At 38.5% G+C, this 17317-nt stretch carries 18 protein-coding genes; all 18 read left to right on the top strand.

The window, feature by feature from the left end; all coding sequences use genetic code 11:
- The first annotated feature begins 209 nt into the window (after window positions 1–209).
- The 18 genes from VK664_RS06080 to VK664_RS05995 all read left to right on the top strand — a co-directional run bounded on the left by VK664_RS06080 (window position 210) and on the right by VK664_RS05995 (window position 17306).
- Window positions 210–1076 (top strand): ABC transporter permease, encoded by an 867-nt coding sequence (locus VK664_RS06080; RefSeq protein ID WP_461397733.1) that lies wholly within the window; start codon window positions 210–212, stop codon window positions 1074–1076.
- A gap of 12 nt (window positions 1077–1088) precedes the next feature.
- A complete protein-coding gene (locus VK664_RS06075; protein WP_461397732.1) occupies window positions 1089–2408 on the top strand; it encodes an ABC transporter ATP-binding protein in 1320 nt (439 codons plus the stop codon).
- Window positions 2377–3186, top strand: a complete 810-nt coding sequence (locus tag VK664_RS06070) for a TylF/MycF/NovP-related O-methyltransferase (protein ID WP_461397731.1) — start codon at window positions 2377–2379, stop codon at window positions 3184–3186. Before VK664_RS06075 ends, VK664_RS06070 begins: the two co-directional genes overlap by 32 nt.
- Window positions 3187–3549: 363 nt before the next feature.
- Window positions 3550–4188, top strand: a complete 639-nt coding sequence (locus VK664_RS06065; protein ID WP_461397730.1) for a CmcI family methyltransferase — start codon at window positions 3550–3552, stop codon at window positions 4186–4188.
- 1 nt (window position 4189) lies between these two features.
- Entirely contained in the window at window positions 4190–4876 is a 687-nt protein-coding gene (locus tag VK664_RS06060) for a class I SAM-dependent methyltransferase (protein ID WP_461397729.1), read from the top strand.
- A gap of 6 nt (window positions 4877–4882) precedes the next feature.
- Window positions 4883–5764, top strand: a complete 882-nt coding sequence (locus VK664_RS06055) for a glycosyltransferase family 2 protein (RefSeq protein ID WP_461397728.1) — start codon at window positions 4883–4885, stop codon at window positions 5762–5764.
- A 76-nt stretch (window positions 5765–5840) separates the two neighbouring features.
- On the top strand, window positions 5841–6830 hold the full coding sequence (locus tag VK664_RS06050) for a GDP-L-fucose synthase family protein (protein WP_461397727.1): 990 nt from the start codon (window positions 5841–5843) through the stop codon (window positions 6828–6830).
- Window positions 6827–8002, top strand: coding sequence for a DegT/DnrJ/EryC1/StrS family aminotransferase (locus VK664_RS06045; RefSeq protein WP_461397726.1), 1176 nt, complete (start codon window positions 6827–6829; stop codon window positions 8000–8002). The genes VK664_RS06050 and VK664_RS06045 overlap by 4 nt, the downstream gene beginning before the upstream one ends.
- A gap of 5 nt (window positions 8003–8007) precedes the next feature.
- Complete coding sequence (locus tag VK664_RS06040) at window positions 8008–8877, top strand: alpha-1,2-fucosyltransferase (protein WP_461397725.1); 870 nt, start codon at window positions 8008–8010, stop codon at window positions 8875–8877.
- A 54-nt stretch (window positions 8878–8931) separates the two neighbouring features.
- Entirely contained in the window at window positions 8932–10005 is a 1074-nt protein-coding gene (locus tag VK664_RS06035; protein ID WP_461397724.1) for a glycosyltransferase family 2 protein, read from the top strand.
- Between the two features lie 50 nt (window positions 10006–10055).
- Window positions 10056–10898 carry a glycosyltransferase family 2 protein gene (locus VK664_RS06030; protein ID WP_461397723.1) on the top strand — a complete coding sequence of 281 codons (843 nt, stop codon included), beginning with the start codon at window positions 10056–10058 and terminating at the stop codon, window positions 10896–10898.
- A gap of 25 nt (window positions 10899–10923) precedes the next feature.
- Complete coding sequence (locus VK664_RS06025) at window positions 10924–11862, top strand: NAD-dependent epimerase/dehydratase family protein (RefSeq protein WP_461397722.1); 939 nt, start codon at window positions 10924–10926, stop codon at window positions 11860–11862.
- 25 nt (window positions 11863–11887) lie between these two features.
- Window positions 11888–12769 (top strand): glycosyltransferase family A protein, encoded by an 882-nt coding sequence (locus VK664_RS06020; RefSeq protein WP_461397721.1) that lies wholly within the window; start codon window positions 11888–11890, stop codon window positions 12767–12769.
- On the top strand, window positions 12766–13605 hold the full coding sequence (locus VK664_RS06015; RefSeq protein WP_461397720.1) for a DUF5672 family protein: 840 nt from the start codon (window positions 12766–12768) through the stop codon (window positions 13603–13605). Before VK664_RS06020 ends, VK664_RS06015 begins: the two co-directional genes overlap by 4 nt.
- Window positions 13606–13614: 9 nt before the next feature.
- A complete protein-coding gene (locus VK664_RS06010) occupies window positions 13615–14505 on the top strand; it encodes a glycosyltransferase family 2 protein (RefSeq protein ID WP_461397719.1) in 891 nt (296 codons plus the stop codon).
- Between the two features lie 46 nt (window positions 14506–14551).
- On the top strand, window positions 14552–15397 hold the full coding sequence (locus VK664_RS06005) for a glycosyltransferase family 2 protein (protein ID WP_461397718.1): 846 nt from the start codon (window positions 14552–14554) through the stop codon (window positions 15395–15397).
- A gap of 91 nt (window positions 15398–15488) precedes the next feature.
- Window positions 15489–16508: a glycosyltransferase gene (locus VK664_RS06000; protein ID WP_461397717.1), complete on the top strand. Its 1020-nt coding sequence runs from the start codon at window positions 15489–15491 to the stop codon at window positions 16506–16508.
- A gap of 33 nt (window positions 16509–16541) precedes the next feature.
- The gene (locus tag VK664_RS05995; protein WP_461397716.1) at window positions 16542–17306 is read left to right on the top strand and encodes a class I SAM-dependent methyltransferase; all 765 of its coding nucleotides are present in this window, start codon (window positions 16542–16544) and stop codon (window positions 17304–17306) included.
- The last annotated feature ends 11 nt before the right edge of the window (window positions 17307–17317 follow it).

Genomic DNA, 17317 nt, shown 5'->3' with positions numbered 1-17317 from the left:
TATTGTTTGGACTAAAATTTAATGTTTACTTAAGCGGCAATAAGTGACTCTTGTCTGTCTGCTTTCACGGATAATATCGGCAGAGGAATTCCTAAGCCAGAGTGTTCAGGAAAGCCTCAGTAACAGATTTAAAGTAAAGTTTAAGTAAGGAAATATATATAATTGAAGACCTGGTTCCGGTCTTATCAATAAGCTTCTTAAGAAATAAAATGAATTCTACTGCAGACGTTACAAACAGCGATTCGTGGGATCTCGAGATAACCTCAAAATCCAACATTTTTGATTTGCATTTAAAGGATGTCTGGAACTACCGGGATCTTTTGTTACTATTTGTAAAAAGGGATTTTATCTCCGTTTATAAACAAACAATACTTGGGCCGCTGTGGTTTATTATTCAGCCACTGTTTACCACGTTGATTTACAGTTTTATTTTTGGACGGCTGGCCAGAATAGGTACAAATGATATCCCTGGTCCTTTATTTTATTTGGCAGGCGCTATCGCGTGGAATTATTTTGCCGAATGTCTTTCCAAAACAAGTACTGTTTTTCGCGATAGTGCCGGGATACTCGGAAAGGTTTATTTTCCCAGACTTATTATGCCTCTGAGTATTGTACTTTCTAATTTGATAAAATTTGGAGTTCAGTTTTTTCTTTTTCTCGTTATTTGGGCATGGTATATGTTCCAGGGGCAGACTGCCGGGCCCAATATGTATATCCTACTTTTCCCTGTAATTATTCTGCTTATGGCCTTACAGGGTCTTGGTTTTGGATTAATAATTACTGCCCTGACTACAAAGTACCGGGATTTGGCTTTCCTGGTAGCCTTTGGTATGCAGTTGGCCATGTATGCTACACCGGTGATTTATCCTTTGTCGGCAGTGCCTGAAAAATATAAACAGATTCTAATGTTGAATCCATTGGCAGGGCTCATCGAAACATTCAGATATGGCTTTTTTGATAAAGGCGAATTTTATTCATTTGCATTTGCATATAGTGCGATTGTTACATTCGTCATTTTATTGATTGGGATCTTCGTTTTTAATAAGGTAGAGCGAAGTTTCGTAGATACAATTTAAACCTGCTTTAACATGTCAATTGTAATTAGAGCTGAAAATATTTCAAAGGCATATCAGCTCGGAGAATTTAGTACGGGAACGATGACGAGTGACATTCACAGATGGTGGGTAAAGATGAGAGGCGGCGAGGACCCTTTCCTGAAAATTGGCGAATCAAATGATAGGACTATTCAAGGGGAGAGTGATGTTGTTTGGAGCCTGAAAGACATAAATTTCGAGATTGAACAGGGTACTGCAGTCGGAATAATTGGTAGAAATGGGGCTGGCAAAAGCACATTATTGAAAATCCTAAGCCAGGTTACAACACCTACCACGGGATCAATAAAAGTTAAGGGCCGAATAGCCAGCCTTTTGGAAGTTGGTACCGGGTTTCATCCGGAACTAAGTGGGCGGGAAAATATTTTTCTGAATGGCGCGATCCTGGGTATGAAAAAAAGAGAAATCAAATCGAGGTTTGATGAAATCGTAGCCTTCAGCGGGGTGGAACGATATATTGACACTCCTGTTAAAAGGTATTCTTCAGGGATGTACGTGAGATTAGCTTTCGCTGTGGCAGCTCATCTTGAAAGCGAAATATTAATCGTCGATGAAGTTTTAGCGGTAGGGGATTCGGAATTTCAAAAGAAATGTTTAGGAAAGATGAACGATGTGAGTAAAACCCAGGGAAGAACGGTTTTATTCGTCAGTCACAGTATGGATTCTGTACTGAGACTATGTAATCATGCGATCCTTTTGAAAAACGGAACTGTGCAAACATATGGGAGGACTGACAAAGTGGTGAATCATTATCTCCAATCTGACTTTGGTTCGACCGGTGCAAAGAAATGGGACCTGGCTAATGCTCCAGGTGATGATGTTGTACGTTTACTTGAAGTATTTGCTCATGGGCCCGACCTTGAAAAGGAGGATAACCTTGACATAACACAGCCTGTCGGGATAACTATGAAGTATATGGTATTAAAGGACGGAGCGGTTTTTACCCACGGTATAAATTTATTCAATAACCAAGGTGTCAACATCCTTAATTCTCACGACATAACATCAGAAATACGGGTTCACAAACGCAATAGGGATACATATACTTCCACCGTTTGGCTCCCTGGCAATTTTTTATCAGAAGGTGTTATAATTGTGGGTGTCGCTATTTTTACTCAGGAACCCTTTTATATACATTTTCAGGAACTGGATGCAATTGCTTTCAACGTTTTTGACAAAATCAATGGTGACTCAGCACGGGGTAATTATGCAGGAGGATTTCCAGGAATAGTCCGCCCCATTCTCACCTGGCAAACTTCGATATATGAAACAAACGATAAAGAAAGTATTACCTAGAAAGGTTCTGGAGCTTCTCAGATCATTTGCAAAACCTGAAGCAAAAAGTGAAATTGATTTGACTAAATATCATTTACTTGAAAAGTCGTCAGTCACTTATGCACAAGACTTGTTGTATACTTTCCATAACGCTGATTTTATGAAAGACCAGCATTTTCTTGAGTCCTATGAATTAGGTAAACAAACGGACGGCGGTCATTTGTTAAAGGACTATGACATACACTGGAGAACTCACGTATTATGCTGGGCCGCCCATCATGCTGCACAACTTGAAGGGGATTTTGTTGACTGCGGAGTTAGCACTGGAATCTTTGCCAGGTCAGTCATAAACTTCGTTAATTTCCAGGATCTGGATAAAAGATATTACTTGCTAGATACTTTCGAGGGAATGGATGAAAAGTATAGCACTCCGCTCGAGATGGAAAGGCATAGGGCACTTGGATACGGAAAACAAATCGGTCTGCATGAACAGGTAAAACAAATCTTTAAAGATTTCAACGTTAAAATAATCAAAGGTGCCGTACCTGAAACCTTGAAACAGGTGGATACTCATAAAGTTTGCTATCTGTCAATTGACATGAACTGTGTTCAACCTGAAGCTGAAGCATTGGAATTTTTTTGGGATAAGATGGTTAGCGGCGGCATGATAATATTGGATGATTATGGTTACGCAAACGCGCATAACGACCAAAAACACGCTCATGATGCTTTTGCCAAATCCAAAGGCGTGATGGTTCTTACCTTGCCTACCTGCCAGGGTCTAATTATTAAACCTTGAAGTAACAAGTGTACGAATTGTATACCTGGAATATAATTCGCGAGCAAATTTCGGATTCATTGCCTCAAAAGTCGAATGCTTGAAATTCAAAGAGGTGGATACAAATAAAGTCTGTTCTATGAATGGACATGATTTGTGAACAACCGAGGCATTTGCCTCGGAATTCCTTTGGAAAAGATGTTAAGTGGTGGTTTTATAGTAATTGTTTATCGTGGAATTGCAAAGGCTCAAAAGATTAATAAGACGGTCAGGATGATTTTGCCTGATCAAAACATGCTTCTGACATTGCTGATGTGTCAGGGCCGATTATTAAATCCAACGAAACCAGAGAAAATATTTTATAAAGAAAATCTATCAATTTAGATGTTTAAAAAGAAACGAACCTCAGTAGATGACCAAGTTATCTTCAATGTCGATACTGTCTGTGAAGGACATCATAAAGTAACATATCGCGGTATAAAAGCGATCCGATGTCCATTCGACTACGTAATATATCAAATGATTATTAGTGAATTAAGGCCGGACCTTGTAATTGAAATAGGAACCAATATTGGAGGAGGCGCATTATATATTGCCGATTTAATGAATAATATTGGACATGGTATAATTCATACAATTGATATCAAAAACCAATCTGACCCGGTTCTAGCTGAGAATCCCAGGATTAAAACTTTTACTGAAGGATGGGACAAGTATGATATACAAAATGCGGTTGGCTTTGAAAAGATTCTTGTAATAGAGGATGCTTCCCATATGTACGAAGACACTCTTGCAGCGCTTATTAAGTTTGCTCCTCTAGTAACGCGTGATTCTTATCTCATTGTAGAAGATGGTATCATAGACGAATTAGGGATGAAAGAGCAATACAATGGCGGACCACTAAAAGCTATTGCGGAGTTTTTAAAGACGAACAAAAATTTTGTGGTTGACAGGAAATGGTGTGACTTATTTGGCAAAAACGCAACTTTCAATGTAAATGGTTATCTAAGAAGAATTAACTGATATGATTAAAAGAGTACAACGCGTATTAAAAAAATTATTGGGATTTAAGCCTACTAAATTTGACGCAACTGGCGAAAGAGTGGACATTGTCTTCAATAATGAGATAGACTTTGAGACCTTAGACATGTATCAAAAATCTCATTTCAGAAGGTACGAATTTGCGACCAAATTATTGAATGATAACGAGGCTTGCGGTGATTTTGCATGTGGTACCGGGTATGGTAGCGTGATGCTTTCAAAAAAGGCAAAGAATGTAATTGGGGCAGATCTGAATGATCAGGTTATTAAGGCTGTGAAGAAACGCTATCGCAGGGTGAATAATGTTGAATTTATACATGCAAACTTGCTGAATCTTAAATACGAACACTACTTCGATAAAATTTTCTCGTTTGAAACAGTTGAACATTTTTCTGAAAATGACATCTTAAGTGTATTGAAAATTTTCCATCGTGCGCTTAAGCCAGGGGGGAGCTTTGTATTTTCAACACCCTATTTACAGGAAAAAAGCGATGCAGCCATTAAATTAGGACATCATCAAACCTTTTATATTGATGAGCAAAAAATAGAGCAATGGCTAGTAGCGACGGGATTTACTCTAAAAGAATACTATTATCAAAATTATGATACACATGATATTGAAGTAGATCTAAGTCATAGAGATTTCATCATATGTGTAGCCGTGAAATAATATATAATGCCTAAGGTTTCTATCTGTATTCCAACGTATATGCAGGAGATCTATCTGCGAAAGACATTGGACTCCATACTTATTCAGGATTATGAGGACTTCGAGCTTATTATTACAGATGACTCGCCCGATGATACAATTGAACAACTATTGAGTAACTACAACTTTGATGGCAAGCTAAAGTATTATCGAAATAGTTATAGTCTCGGATCGCCTGAGAATTGGAATGAAGCGGTTAGAAAGGCATCAGGTGAGTATATAAAAATGTTGCATCATGACGACTTCTTTACATACTCTTATAGTTTACGTGAGTTTGTGAAATTGCTGGAATCAAGTAATGAAGTAAATTTTGCTTTCAGCGCATCTTCTGTCGTAAGGGTCAATGAAAATAAAACATGGATTCATAAAGCAAGTCCAACCCAACTGGAAGCATTGCGGACGAACCCTAAAATTTTATTCTTTGGAAATATAATTGGAGCCCCAAGCGCCACTATTTACAGAAATTTGCCCCAGACTGAATATGATACATCTTTGAAATGGGTCGTGGATTTCGATTTTTACATTAGATTTCTTTTAAAGACACGAACTTTTAATTTTACGGATCAACCTTTAATAAGTACGATTAGTGGCGCCAATCATAATGTTACAAACATCTGTGAGAATAACGCAGAGGTTGAACTGTTTGAATATTTGTTGCTATACAATAAAATAAAAAAGTCACCTTTTATTATTCAAAATGACCATTTTACATTTTTCAGACAACTATTTGCTAAATATAATATTGAATCACTACGGGACTTGCGCCTGATAAAACAAGGAATGCCAGTGCCTTTCCTGTTGAAAATTTTTCTTCATATGAAACAATTACGAAATGCAATCAGGGCCTGAATCAGAAACCATAAATGGAAAATTATAATTTGCTGTTCTCATTGGCAAGGCGAAAATTATGTTTAATGCTCATCGGATGCTCAAACGTATGGTTGCGGTTGCTTTTGGTTTCGAAAAAATGAACATGAGTAAGTATAAAAATTCAAAAATCTTTGTTTGTGGTCACAATGGCATGGTGGGTTCGGCAACTATGCGCTTATTGAAAAAAAAGAATTTCGCCAATATAATTACAGTTTCCAGCAAGGAGCTTGATCTTACAAATCAATTGGCTGTCCGTTCCTTTTTTGAATCGCAGAAGATTGAGCTGGTTATCTTATCTGCGGCAAAAGTTGGCGGAATCCAGGCTAATATCGACAACCCAGGTGTTTTTTTATTCGATAACCTGATGATTCAAAACAACGTAATTGATGCGGCATACCGAAACGGTGTTGAGAAACTCGTTTTTCTCGGGAGTTCATGCATCTACCCGAAGGAGTGTAATCAGCCGATGAAAGAAGAGTATCTTTTAACCGGGAAATTGGAGCCTACGAACGAAGGCTATGCTATTGCCAAGATTGCTGGAATCAAAATGCTTGAAGCGTATCATAAGCAGTATGGGTTCAAAAGTATCAGTTTGATGCCGTGCAATCTTTATGGACCTAACGATTCATTCGATCTCAAACATTCTCACGTACTTTCTGCATTAGTTAAGCGGTTTACCGATGCCCGGGACAACAATGACAAGGAAATAGTTTTATGGGGAACAGGAATTGCCCGAAGAGAGTTTATGCATGTCGACGACATTGCAGAAGCGATTTTTTTTATGCTGCAGAACTATGATAATACCGAGTTTATAAATATTGGTTGGGGTGTTGATGTGAGTATTAAAGAGTTGGCTGCAATAATTGCACAAAAAGTAAACTACAAGGGAAGTATTCTGTGGGACGACACAAAGCCAGATGGAATGTTGCGAAAATGCATGGATGTGACCAAAATGAAAGAAATCGGTTTTTTTCCGAGTATCCCTTTGGATAAGGGAATAGACCAGATGATTGATATATATCAAAAAATTAAGACTACCGCATGATCCCTTTAATGAAAAATGCTTTTTTGCATGAACATGAAACCAAGAAGGCCTTAGCTGAATTTATACTCCAGACTGACCGTTTAAGTATGGACAAGGAATGCGCTGCGTTTGAGCAGAAATTTTCGCGTTACCAGGGACGAAAAGAGTCTGTATTATTTAATAGTGGGGGGAGTGCTAATCTAGCGATGTTGCAGGCCTTAAAAAATCTGGGAAAATTAAGTGATGGCGACAGAATTGGATTCTCCGCCCTCACCTGGAGCACGAACACCATGCCTATCATACAGATGAATATGATTCCGGTGGCTATTGATTGTGATCCTTATTGCCTTAACGTTACGTCGAAAAATCTCGAAACGACTTTAGCCAAAACCGATATTAAGGCGTTGTTTTTGACAAATGTTCTTGGATTTACCGGCGACATTGACAATATAAAGACTATTTGTGAAGATCGGGATATACTGTTTATCGAGGATAATTGTGAATCGTTAGGAACTGAGTTGCCCAGCGGTAAAGCCGGAAATTATGGATTATGCGCAAGCTTTTCTTTTTTCATAGCTCACCATATGAGTACTATCGAAGGTGGCATGCTTTGTACAGATAACGAAGAGTTAGCGGAAATGCTTCGGATAGTGAGGGCGAACGGTTGGGACAGAAATCTAAATGCGATTCAACAGGTGAGGTTAAGAAGGAAACATAATGTTCATTCTGAATTTGAAGCCAAATATACCTTCTATGATCTTGGCTTTAATTTTCGACCAACTGAAATCACTGGCTTTTTAGGTCAATACCAATTACAGTTTCTGGATGATAATATTAAGAAGCGCGAACAAAACTACCTCCGCCTGGAAAAGATATTTAAAGAGAATGAAGATATTCTTGAATTAAAACACGACCACATTACATGTTTATCAACGTTTGCATTGCCCGTGGTTTGTAAGACTCCTGAACTTCGTGACCATTACCTGGCACGATTCTCTGGTGCCGGAATTGAGATCAGACCGATGATAGCAGGTAACATCCAGCGCCAACCGTTCTATAAGAAATACGTTAAGGAGCTATATGATTTACCTGGCACCGACTTTTTGCATGATAACGGGTTTTACTGTGGTAATTATCCGGAACTGACCGAGACGGATCTACAAACTATCAGCAGCTGTCTGTACAAATATTAAAAGGTATGATAGCAGTACAACTCGCAGGCGGCCTTGGCAATCAACTATTCCAATATGCTATGGGACGATCTATCGCCACCCGGAACAGGACAGAATTAAAGCTGGATATTACCTTCTTTGAAAATTATGAGTGGCACGAATACAGTTTAGAGCCTTTTTCAATAGATGCTCCAATCGCTGGCAAAGTGGAATTGGATAGGTTAAAAAAAAGGCAGGAAAGTTTCGTTGAACGGTTTAAAAGAAAATATTTGGGTGGGCATCCTATTGTGGTGCAAGAGAAAAATTTACTCTTTGATGCGGCATATCTGGCCATTAAGTCCCCTGGTTATCTTTTTGGATACTGGCAATGTGAAAAATATTTCAGCGAATTTGAATCTCTTGTTCGCAAAGAGCTCCAAATAAAGATTGACCCTTCGCCTCCCAACCTGGCTTTACTTAACGAGATTAAGTCAAAAGAGGCTATAAGTCTTCATATCAGGCGCGGAAATTTTGTTACTGTAGATTTTGTCAACAAGGCTCATGGAACATGCTCGATGGACTATTATCAGGCTGCTATTCAGTTGACGGCTGAAAAATGCAAAAACCCCGAATATTATATTTTCTCAGATGATATTCCCTGGGTAAAACAAAATTTACAGATTAATTATCCCCATGTTTTTGTAGACATAAACGATGCAAAAACAGATTATGAGGATTTACGGCTAATGTATTCCTGCAAACACCACATCATAGCTAATAGTACTTTCAGCTGGTGGGGCGCATGGCTAAATAAGTCAAAGGATAAATTGGTAATAGCTCCTGAAAGGTGGTTTGCCGATGAAGTGCGAAATGAGGAAGCAAAAGATATTATCCCCAAAGAGTGGCGAAGATTGTAAACGTTACTGTGGTAAAAATCCGGGACTTGTTTCAAATCAAATGGATTATTTATAGTGGTTAAGGTCTCTGTTATAATGCCGGTGTTTAATGCAGAACATTACATCAGGGAAGCTATTGACAGTATCTTGCAACAGACTTTTACCGATTTTGAATTCCTGATTTTCAACGACGGTTCAACAGATAAAAGTGCTGAGATTATTACAACTTATAAAGATCACAGGATAAGGTTTTTTAATTTTAATGAAAATTCGGGTTATGTAGCGCACCTCAACAGAGGTATTGACATTGCTAAAGGCCAGTATATTGCGCGAATGGATGCAGACGACATCAGTGCCCCGGAAAGGCTTGAGAAGCAGGTTAATTTTCTTGACAAAAATCCGGATATTGGCCTCTGTGGAACCTGGTACGATATTATCGGAGATTGTACACAGATTATCAAAGTTTCCTCTGATCATGATGATTTAAAAATTCAACTCATTGAAAACTCTACTTTTGGACATCCGAGCGTTATAATGCGAGCGAGCATCCTTCACAAGTATGGTAAGCATTATGAAATCGATTATATGCCCGCCGAAGATTTTAAAATGTGGGTAGACCTAAGCCTTATAACCAAAATTGCTAACCTCGATGATGTTTTGCTTCATTATCGTGTGCATGCCGATCAGATCAGCCATTACAAAAAGGAAGTTCAAAATCGCAAGATTCAAGAAGTCAGACAATTGCAGATCGAGAGATTGATAGGTAAAAGCTTAACGGATGAAGAAATCAAAATCGTTTATTTCCTATTTGGTTCTCCCAACCCTACTGGTTATGATACCAGGTTTACTTATAATGCGTTCCGTTTTGCAAATCGCCTGATCCGGGAAAATTCAGAACGCAAAATCTATCAACCTTTTAAGTTCCATAAGTTTATCGTTGATCGTGTAAAATATCTGATGTACATGACCGATTTTAACTCATCTCTACTTTTTAACGATGCGAAGAGATTAATATTGGACGGTACTTCCCGCAAGGCAAAACTTATATTCTATATTAAGTGTTTGCTTGGCTGGTCATCTCCTTCCAAAGGGTCGAAATACAGGCATTTCATGTCAGGTGTTCTGCACTCAATTCGATCTTTTAAATAATTTTATAAACCGGGCATTGAGAATATTTTATTTTAAACTATTGGCGGTATATGGCAAATGAACTTATTTCGGTTATTGTACCTTGTTATAACGTTGGCGCTTATTTAGATGAAACGTTAGAATCAGTATTGAACCAGTCTTATGAAAATTGGGAATGTATCGTGGTTAATGATGGTTCACCCGATAATACCGCGGAGGTCGGATTGAAATGGGAGCAAAAAGACAAGAGATTTATTTATTTGGAATTAGAAAACGGGGGTGTAGAGCGGGCTCGGAATAAAGGTATTGAAATAGCAAAGGGTGAATTTATTTTACCGTTGGATGGAGATGATAAATTAGCACCCACCTTCCTTGAAAAGACATTAAAAGTCTTCACAGATGCACCCGATACTATGCTTGTCTATTGCCTCGTAGAACAATTTGGCGATAAGCAAGGTATACTGCATATGAAAGACTTTAACCTCCATAATCTTGCAGTACTTAATATGATTGTCTGTACCGCTCTTTACCGGAAATCAGAATGGGTACGCACGGGAGGGTATGACGAGAAAGTAAAATATCACCTTGAGGACTGGGAGTTTTGGATTAATATGTTAAAAGACGGCGGAACTGTAGTGCGGATTGACGAACCTTTATTTTTTTATCGAATCCGGCCTTTTTCAGGTATCAGATCGGTAAATGAAGAAAAGCTAAAATATATGAGGAGATACATTTCCACAAAACACGCTGCCTTTTACCAGGAATATGTAGGTGATATCATTTCAGTTTATTGGGAAAGGGAATACATCAAAGATGCCATTGCTGACCTTACTTTGCGGCGCCGGTTAAAAAAGTTTTCCCGTTCGCCGGTAACCAGTATAAAAAAAGCGATGCGTGAGATTATAAACGGATAAATTCCATAAATAGGCAAAAAACATTATGAAAAAAATTTTAGTAACTGGTGGAGCTGGAAATATAGCAAGTTCCCTGGTCAGGAAGCTTGCAGCAGATAGCAATAATGAAATTGTTATAGTAGATAATCTCCTTACCGGAAGCATGAAGAAGGTGCCGGTTCTGCCAGGAGTAACTTTTGTGAAATGTGATGTAAATGATCTCGCTGACATCAGTGGAGTTTTTTATCGGAATGCTTTCGATTATGTATTTCACTATGCAGCCGTGGTAGGAGTGCAAAGAACACTGAATAATCCCCTGATGGTATTAAATGATATCAAGGGTATTGAAAATGTATTGAAATTGTCCAAAAATACCGGCGTAAAGCGAGTATTTTATTCAAGTTCCTCGGAAGTATATGGTGAACCATTTGAAATTCCGCAAAATGAATTTACGACTCCTTTAAACAGTCGCCTGCCCTATGCAATCGTTAAAAATCTTGGCGAAGCCTATTGCCGATCGTTTGCGTTTGAATATGGCTTGCATTTTACGATTTTTCGCTTCTTCAATACCTATGGGCCAAGTCAGAGTGAAGACTTTGTTATACCGAGATTTATAAAGTCGGCGCTTCAGAATCAAGACATAGAAATTTATGGCGATGGCAATCAAACCAGAACCTTCTGTTATATTGATGATAATATTGATGCCTGTATTACATGTATTCGGGACGGCCTTTTTATAGATGATGTGGTTAACATTGGAAGCGACAACGAAATTTCGATCCTGGAGCTTGCTAAAACGGTCATTCGGATTACAGGCTCACAATCCAAAATTAATTTTTTGCCTGCTCTTAAGGAAGGTGATATGAGCAGGCGGTGCCCTGATAATGCTAAAATGAAAGAAATTATAAATCGTCCATTGATATCGTTGGAAGATGGTATTTCAAGATTAGTCCGCTCCTATAGTAATGAATTAGTAACGAGTTAATAAAGTAATAGATTTTCTGCACCAAATGTTTACGAATGCGATAACGGTAATAGTCCCAAATTTTAATCATGGACGCTATCTTAAGCAGCGAATTGACTCTATATTAAATCAAACTTTTCAGGATTTTGAAATCATTATTCTTGACGATCATTCTACAGACGACAGTGTAGTTATTATAGAGAGTTATAGAAATCATCCCAAGATCTCGGAGATTATCTACAATGAAAAAAATAGTGGCAGCCCGTTTGCACAGTGGACTAAAGGGATCAATCTTGCAAAAAGTAAATACCTTTGGATCGCGGAAAGCGATGACTTTTCCGATCCGCTCTTTCTCGAGAAAATGATAGGGCTGATTTCAAGTGATCAACGAATCGGAATCGCCTATTGTAACTCTAACTGGGTAGATGCCTATGGAGTTGCGGGACCGTCACTATCCTTATTCAATGAGTCTTATCAGAGGTCGGGAAGAGAAGAACTTGTTACACTATTAGACCATAATACTGTCCAGAACGTTAGTTCAGCTTTGATTCTCACAGAACATGCGAAAAAGGCAACATTTAATCTTGACAAATACAAGGCCTGCGGCGATTGGTTGTTTTATATTCGAATTCTGCAAATCTCTGATATAGCCTATACACCAAGTTTACTCAACAATTTTCGCTGGTATCATAGTAATACGTCCCACAATGCTCAAAAAGAAGGACGATGGATCGTTGAAGGGATTGATATTATATCTCAAATAAATCCCGGAATCATACAAATCTCTGCAGGACATTATCGGGCTATACTTGCATTATGGTATGTGAAAGTCAAAAATGCATCTATGATTACTTCATTAACTAAGGCAAAGTGCTATGTTAAACTTTTATTGATTTTAAGTAAAGTTGTAATCACACGCGGCATATGAAGCATTCAAAAGTGATATTGATTATTGTTCACAAAAGCGAACCATCAGATTTTGAATTAAACTCACTTGCCCAATGTTATAAGATACTTGGTAAGCATCCGATAAAATTAATTGCACCTGCAGGCCTTGATATGGCAAATTACAAAAGAGTTAATTCAAATATCGAAGTCGACTTCATTGACCCCAGGTGGCAATCGAATTATGCAATGTTTAATCGGCTAAAAATCCTGCCATTCATATACAAACGTTACAGGGTTTTTGATTACATTCTTTTTTACGAGTTGGATGCCTGGGTTTTTCGGGACGAGTTAGACTATTGGTGCGATCAGGCTTTTGATTATATCGGCGCTCCCTGGTTTGAAGGTTGGCAACATGCTACCGAAAATTCCCCTTTTATCGGCATTGGAAATGGTGGATTTTCTCTCAGAAAAGTTTCAAGTCACCTTAAGGTATTGAATACTTTTTCATACATAATCCCAATAAAGACACTAGGTTCTAACTTCTTAAAAAACCCTGGTTTTAAAGAGCTTATCACTTTGGCAAAGCGACTCACTATTGCAAACAATACTTACCATATTTTTAATACATTTAGTGAAAATGAAGATTACTTCTGGGGGAGTTTCATTGCAAAAAAATTCCAGTGGTTTCACGTGCCCGATTTAAATACCGCTCTCAGATTCTCAGTTGAAATTAATCCTCATCTGTTCATCAAAACGATGGGCGATTTACCTTTTGGTTGTCATGGCTGGTACAAGTATAATGTTGACTTTTGGCGCAACTATATTCAGTTAAGTTTTGTAGATAAAATCTTTCCTAATGAGGAAGTTATTCAATAGTCAATTGTAATGAATTACCCAAAAATATCAGTAATTACGCCTTCCTATAACCAGGGGCAGTTCCTTGAAGAAACTATTATCTCTGTAATTGGCCAGGGATATCCAAATCTCGAGTATATCGTTATGGATGGAGGAAGTAGTGACAACAGTAAAGAAATATTGCAGAAATATAATGATCAGATTACATTCTGGGTTAGCGAAAAAGACACCGGGCAAAGCAACGCAATAAACAAGGGCTTCAGGATGGCAACCGGTGAAATACTCTGCTGGTTAAATAGCGATGACATGTTTATGCCCAATGCATTGTTTTATATGTCAATGATCGCTGATGTTAGCAAACGATCTGTTTATTTTGGGAATTGCATCCATTTTAAAAATTCAAATGGCAATCTGACGACCTATGGCAGCAATGCTATAGCATCTGCAACGAATCATTTGCTAAGGCACCTGGATTATATCATTCAACCCTCAAGTTTTTGGACGCGGGCCGCCTGGCTATCAACTGGTCCTTTAAAAGAAGAGTTCCATTTTGCTTTCGACTGGGAGTGGTTTTTGCGGGCTGAACAAAATGGAGTAGATTTTGTGCCATTGCAGGAATGCCTTTCTATGTACCGGATTCATGCGGAACATAAAACAGGCAGCGGTGGCGAGGCACGGCAAAAGGAAATTATATCGATCTCCCACATTTTTGCACCTCAACGGGTACCATTGCTTCAACATCTTCAAAATGAATCGTGGAATTTCAAAGGCATACATTTTAAATTTTTACGGGTACTGATGCGAATTTTAAGGGTTCCTTATTCCGATAACCGGCTTTTAAAATTATACAGATGGAATAAATACCGCAGTTTCCAACCAACCGATATGGACGAATCAAGATCAATGCTTTTTCTGCAATAGAAGCTTACCGTTCAAACCGTTTGGATAAATTAACATACCAGAAGATATGCTACCCAAGATATCGATAATAACACCGTCCTATAACCAGGGCAGGTATATAGAGCAGACCATAACCTCTGTGTTAACTCAGAATTATCCCAATCTGGAATATATTATTATTGATGGCGGAAGTTCTGATGAAACGATAGAAATAATTAAACGGTATCAGCATCAACTAACATATTGGGTATCGGAGAAAGACAATGGACAAGGCGATGCGATCAACAAGGGCCTTAGAAAGGCAAGTGGTGATATTGTAGCCTGGCTTAACAGTGACGATTGGTATGAAAAAGATGCACTTATTACAGTGGGAAATTGTTGGCTAAAAAATCAACCATTTGACGTCTTTCAGGGTGAAGCAAGGTTTTACTTCGAAGATGATGAGGGTAAAAATTTTGTTACTACGTATAACGAAGGAGCGACATTAGAACGTTTACTGAAATATTGGAGCTACGATAAAGATTGTAACCCTCCTCAACCCTCTGTATTTATACGGCGCTCGCTTTTTGAACAACTTGGTCTGCTTGATACGCATTTTCATTATGCCATGGATTACGATCTATGGCTGAAGATGGTGACAACCGGCCACAAATTTTACTATGAGCCCAAGCTACTTTCAAATTATAGGTTTCATAATACTTCCAAGTCGGGTACGAAGCTTGATTTCAAACATTTTCACAAGGAGTGGCACGAAGTGTTCGAGAAAAACATCTTAAAAATCCCTTTTTGGAAACGTGTGAAATACTATTGGAGTTATACTGGATTTTATTATGGATACAGTAAGTTGCTCTGGCCGAAGCGAATATTCAGGTTACTTCTTAGAGGCAACATCAAAGAATCAAAATTTTCGTGACAATAGTTTAGCCACTGATAGTCTGTGCTAATTAAGCTCATATCCGGTAAACGAATTGTTCCGGAAGATCAGTATGGTAATTGAAAGTAAAGTGAATAGCAAGATTAGTATTATCATAAATAACTATAACTACGGCAGGTTTCTTGAAGAGGCTGTAAATAGCGTCCTTAACCAAACCCATCAGCCATATGAAATAATAGTTGTGGACGATGGATCCACGGACAACTCCCGGGAAGTCCTTGATAAGTACAGTACAAAACTAAAAGTCATTTATAAAGCAAATGGAGGCCAGGCTTCTGCATTTAACCGGGGATATGCCGAGGCAACAGGTGATTGGTTATGGTTTGTTGACGCCGATGATTTTCTTGTTCCTGAAGCTGTTCAGACAGTAAACGAGGCGGTTACTGATAACGGGAGTGAACTGAATGAAATCTCAAAAATCCACTCACCACTATATATTGTAAAAAGTGATGGTCGGCGAACAGGTACGCTATACCCCAATTCAAAACTTTCTTCGGGATTTTTAGTCGATGAAGTAGTCTCGAAAGGTGACTACAAGTGGCCCCCTACAACCGGGAATGTTTTCCATCGTAGCATGTTGAAAAAGTGCATGCCTATTCCTGAAGATGAATATAGGATTTGTGCGGATTTTTTTTTGTGCAGCTTTGCGCCTTTTAGTGGCCTTATTGTCCAGACTGCTTCGCCCGTTGGCTGTTATAGGATTCATCAGGAAAATAGTTTTTATGGCGTCGGATTTGCAAAGGAGAAATTGAAAAAAAATGGTGAGATACTTTTGTTAGTAGCCAGGCGCACTGCTCAGTTGGTCCGACAAAACACAGGTCACAAAAACTATCAGTATCCCTTTAATCGCAGATCTCTTGAAACCGTAGTTATTGCAAAACGTTTTGGTAGCCTGACAGTGCCTCCTGCATTATCCGGAATAGGCCTCCACAAGTTGTGGTTGAACGCTGAAGAGATCAAAGCGGCTTCGCTCAAAAATAAGATCGTAGCTTTTTCCTATTGGATATTGCTTAATGCTGCGCCACGGAAATTAACAGCTTACTTTATTAAAAGAGGAATGCGCAAATTAAATGACAGCCGCGAAGCATAATTTATACTTTCAAGAAACAAGTAGTAGACTATAATGGCAATATTTACCAAACATTCTATATATAAGGTGGTAACACCTTTTGTGAAAGGCATTTTGTCTCATTCCACGACCCGCAACCTCGTGGATAATGTAATTACGAAACATTCCATTCAGTATCTTGAAATAGGAGGTGCAGTCCCTGTCGAAGATTACCTGGTGGTTCATCTCTCTCCGGTAGAGATTTATGGCATACCGCGTAAACGAAACATTGGAATTCATTATAATTATGATTTTGCCAACCATGCCTTTCAAAAAGAAACAAAACAGCTGAGCAATGCATTTACGCTCAACTATAACCTGATGAACGGCATCCCTGTCAGTGATAATTCAATGAAAGGGATTAATATGAGTCATTTTTTAGAGCATTTTACCAGGATGGACGGACTCAAAATTCTCAGGGAATGCAAAAGAATTTTAGCTCCTGGCGGTGCACTACGTATTAGTTGTCCCGATCTCAGAAAATATGCTGCAGCTTATCTGAGCAAGGACGATGACTATTTCAACCATCCCCTCGTAAGCCGATTCGTCAATTATGAAGGGTTAACTTCCTACGGTGATTTATTCATTCACAAAGCCTATGATGGACATAATGGACATAAATGGTTCTACGATGCAGAAAGTGCCATCAAACTTTGCCTGGAGGCAGGCTTCAAATCGGGTGTTGAAAAGAAAGTTCATGAAACCAGTCTGCCACATGTCAATACTATTGAACCACTATACCGCGAAAAGGAAAGTTTCTATATAGAAGCCTACAACTAATGTTGATTTGA

The sequence above is a fragment of the Flavitalea sp. genome (assembly GCF_035489435.1).
In the GTDB taxonomy this organism is placed as follows: domain Bacteria; phylum Bacteroidota; class Bacteroidia; order Chitinophagales; family Chitinophagaceae; genus DATHKG01.
The sequence above is the reverse complement of the archived record's forward strand: the minus strand, read 5'-3'. Positions and strand labels throughout refer to the sequence as shown.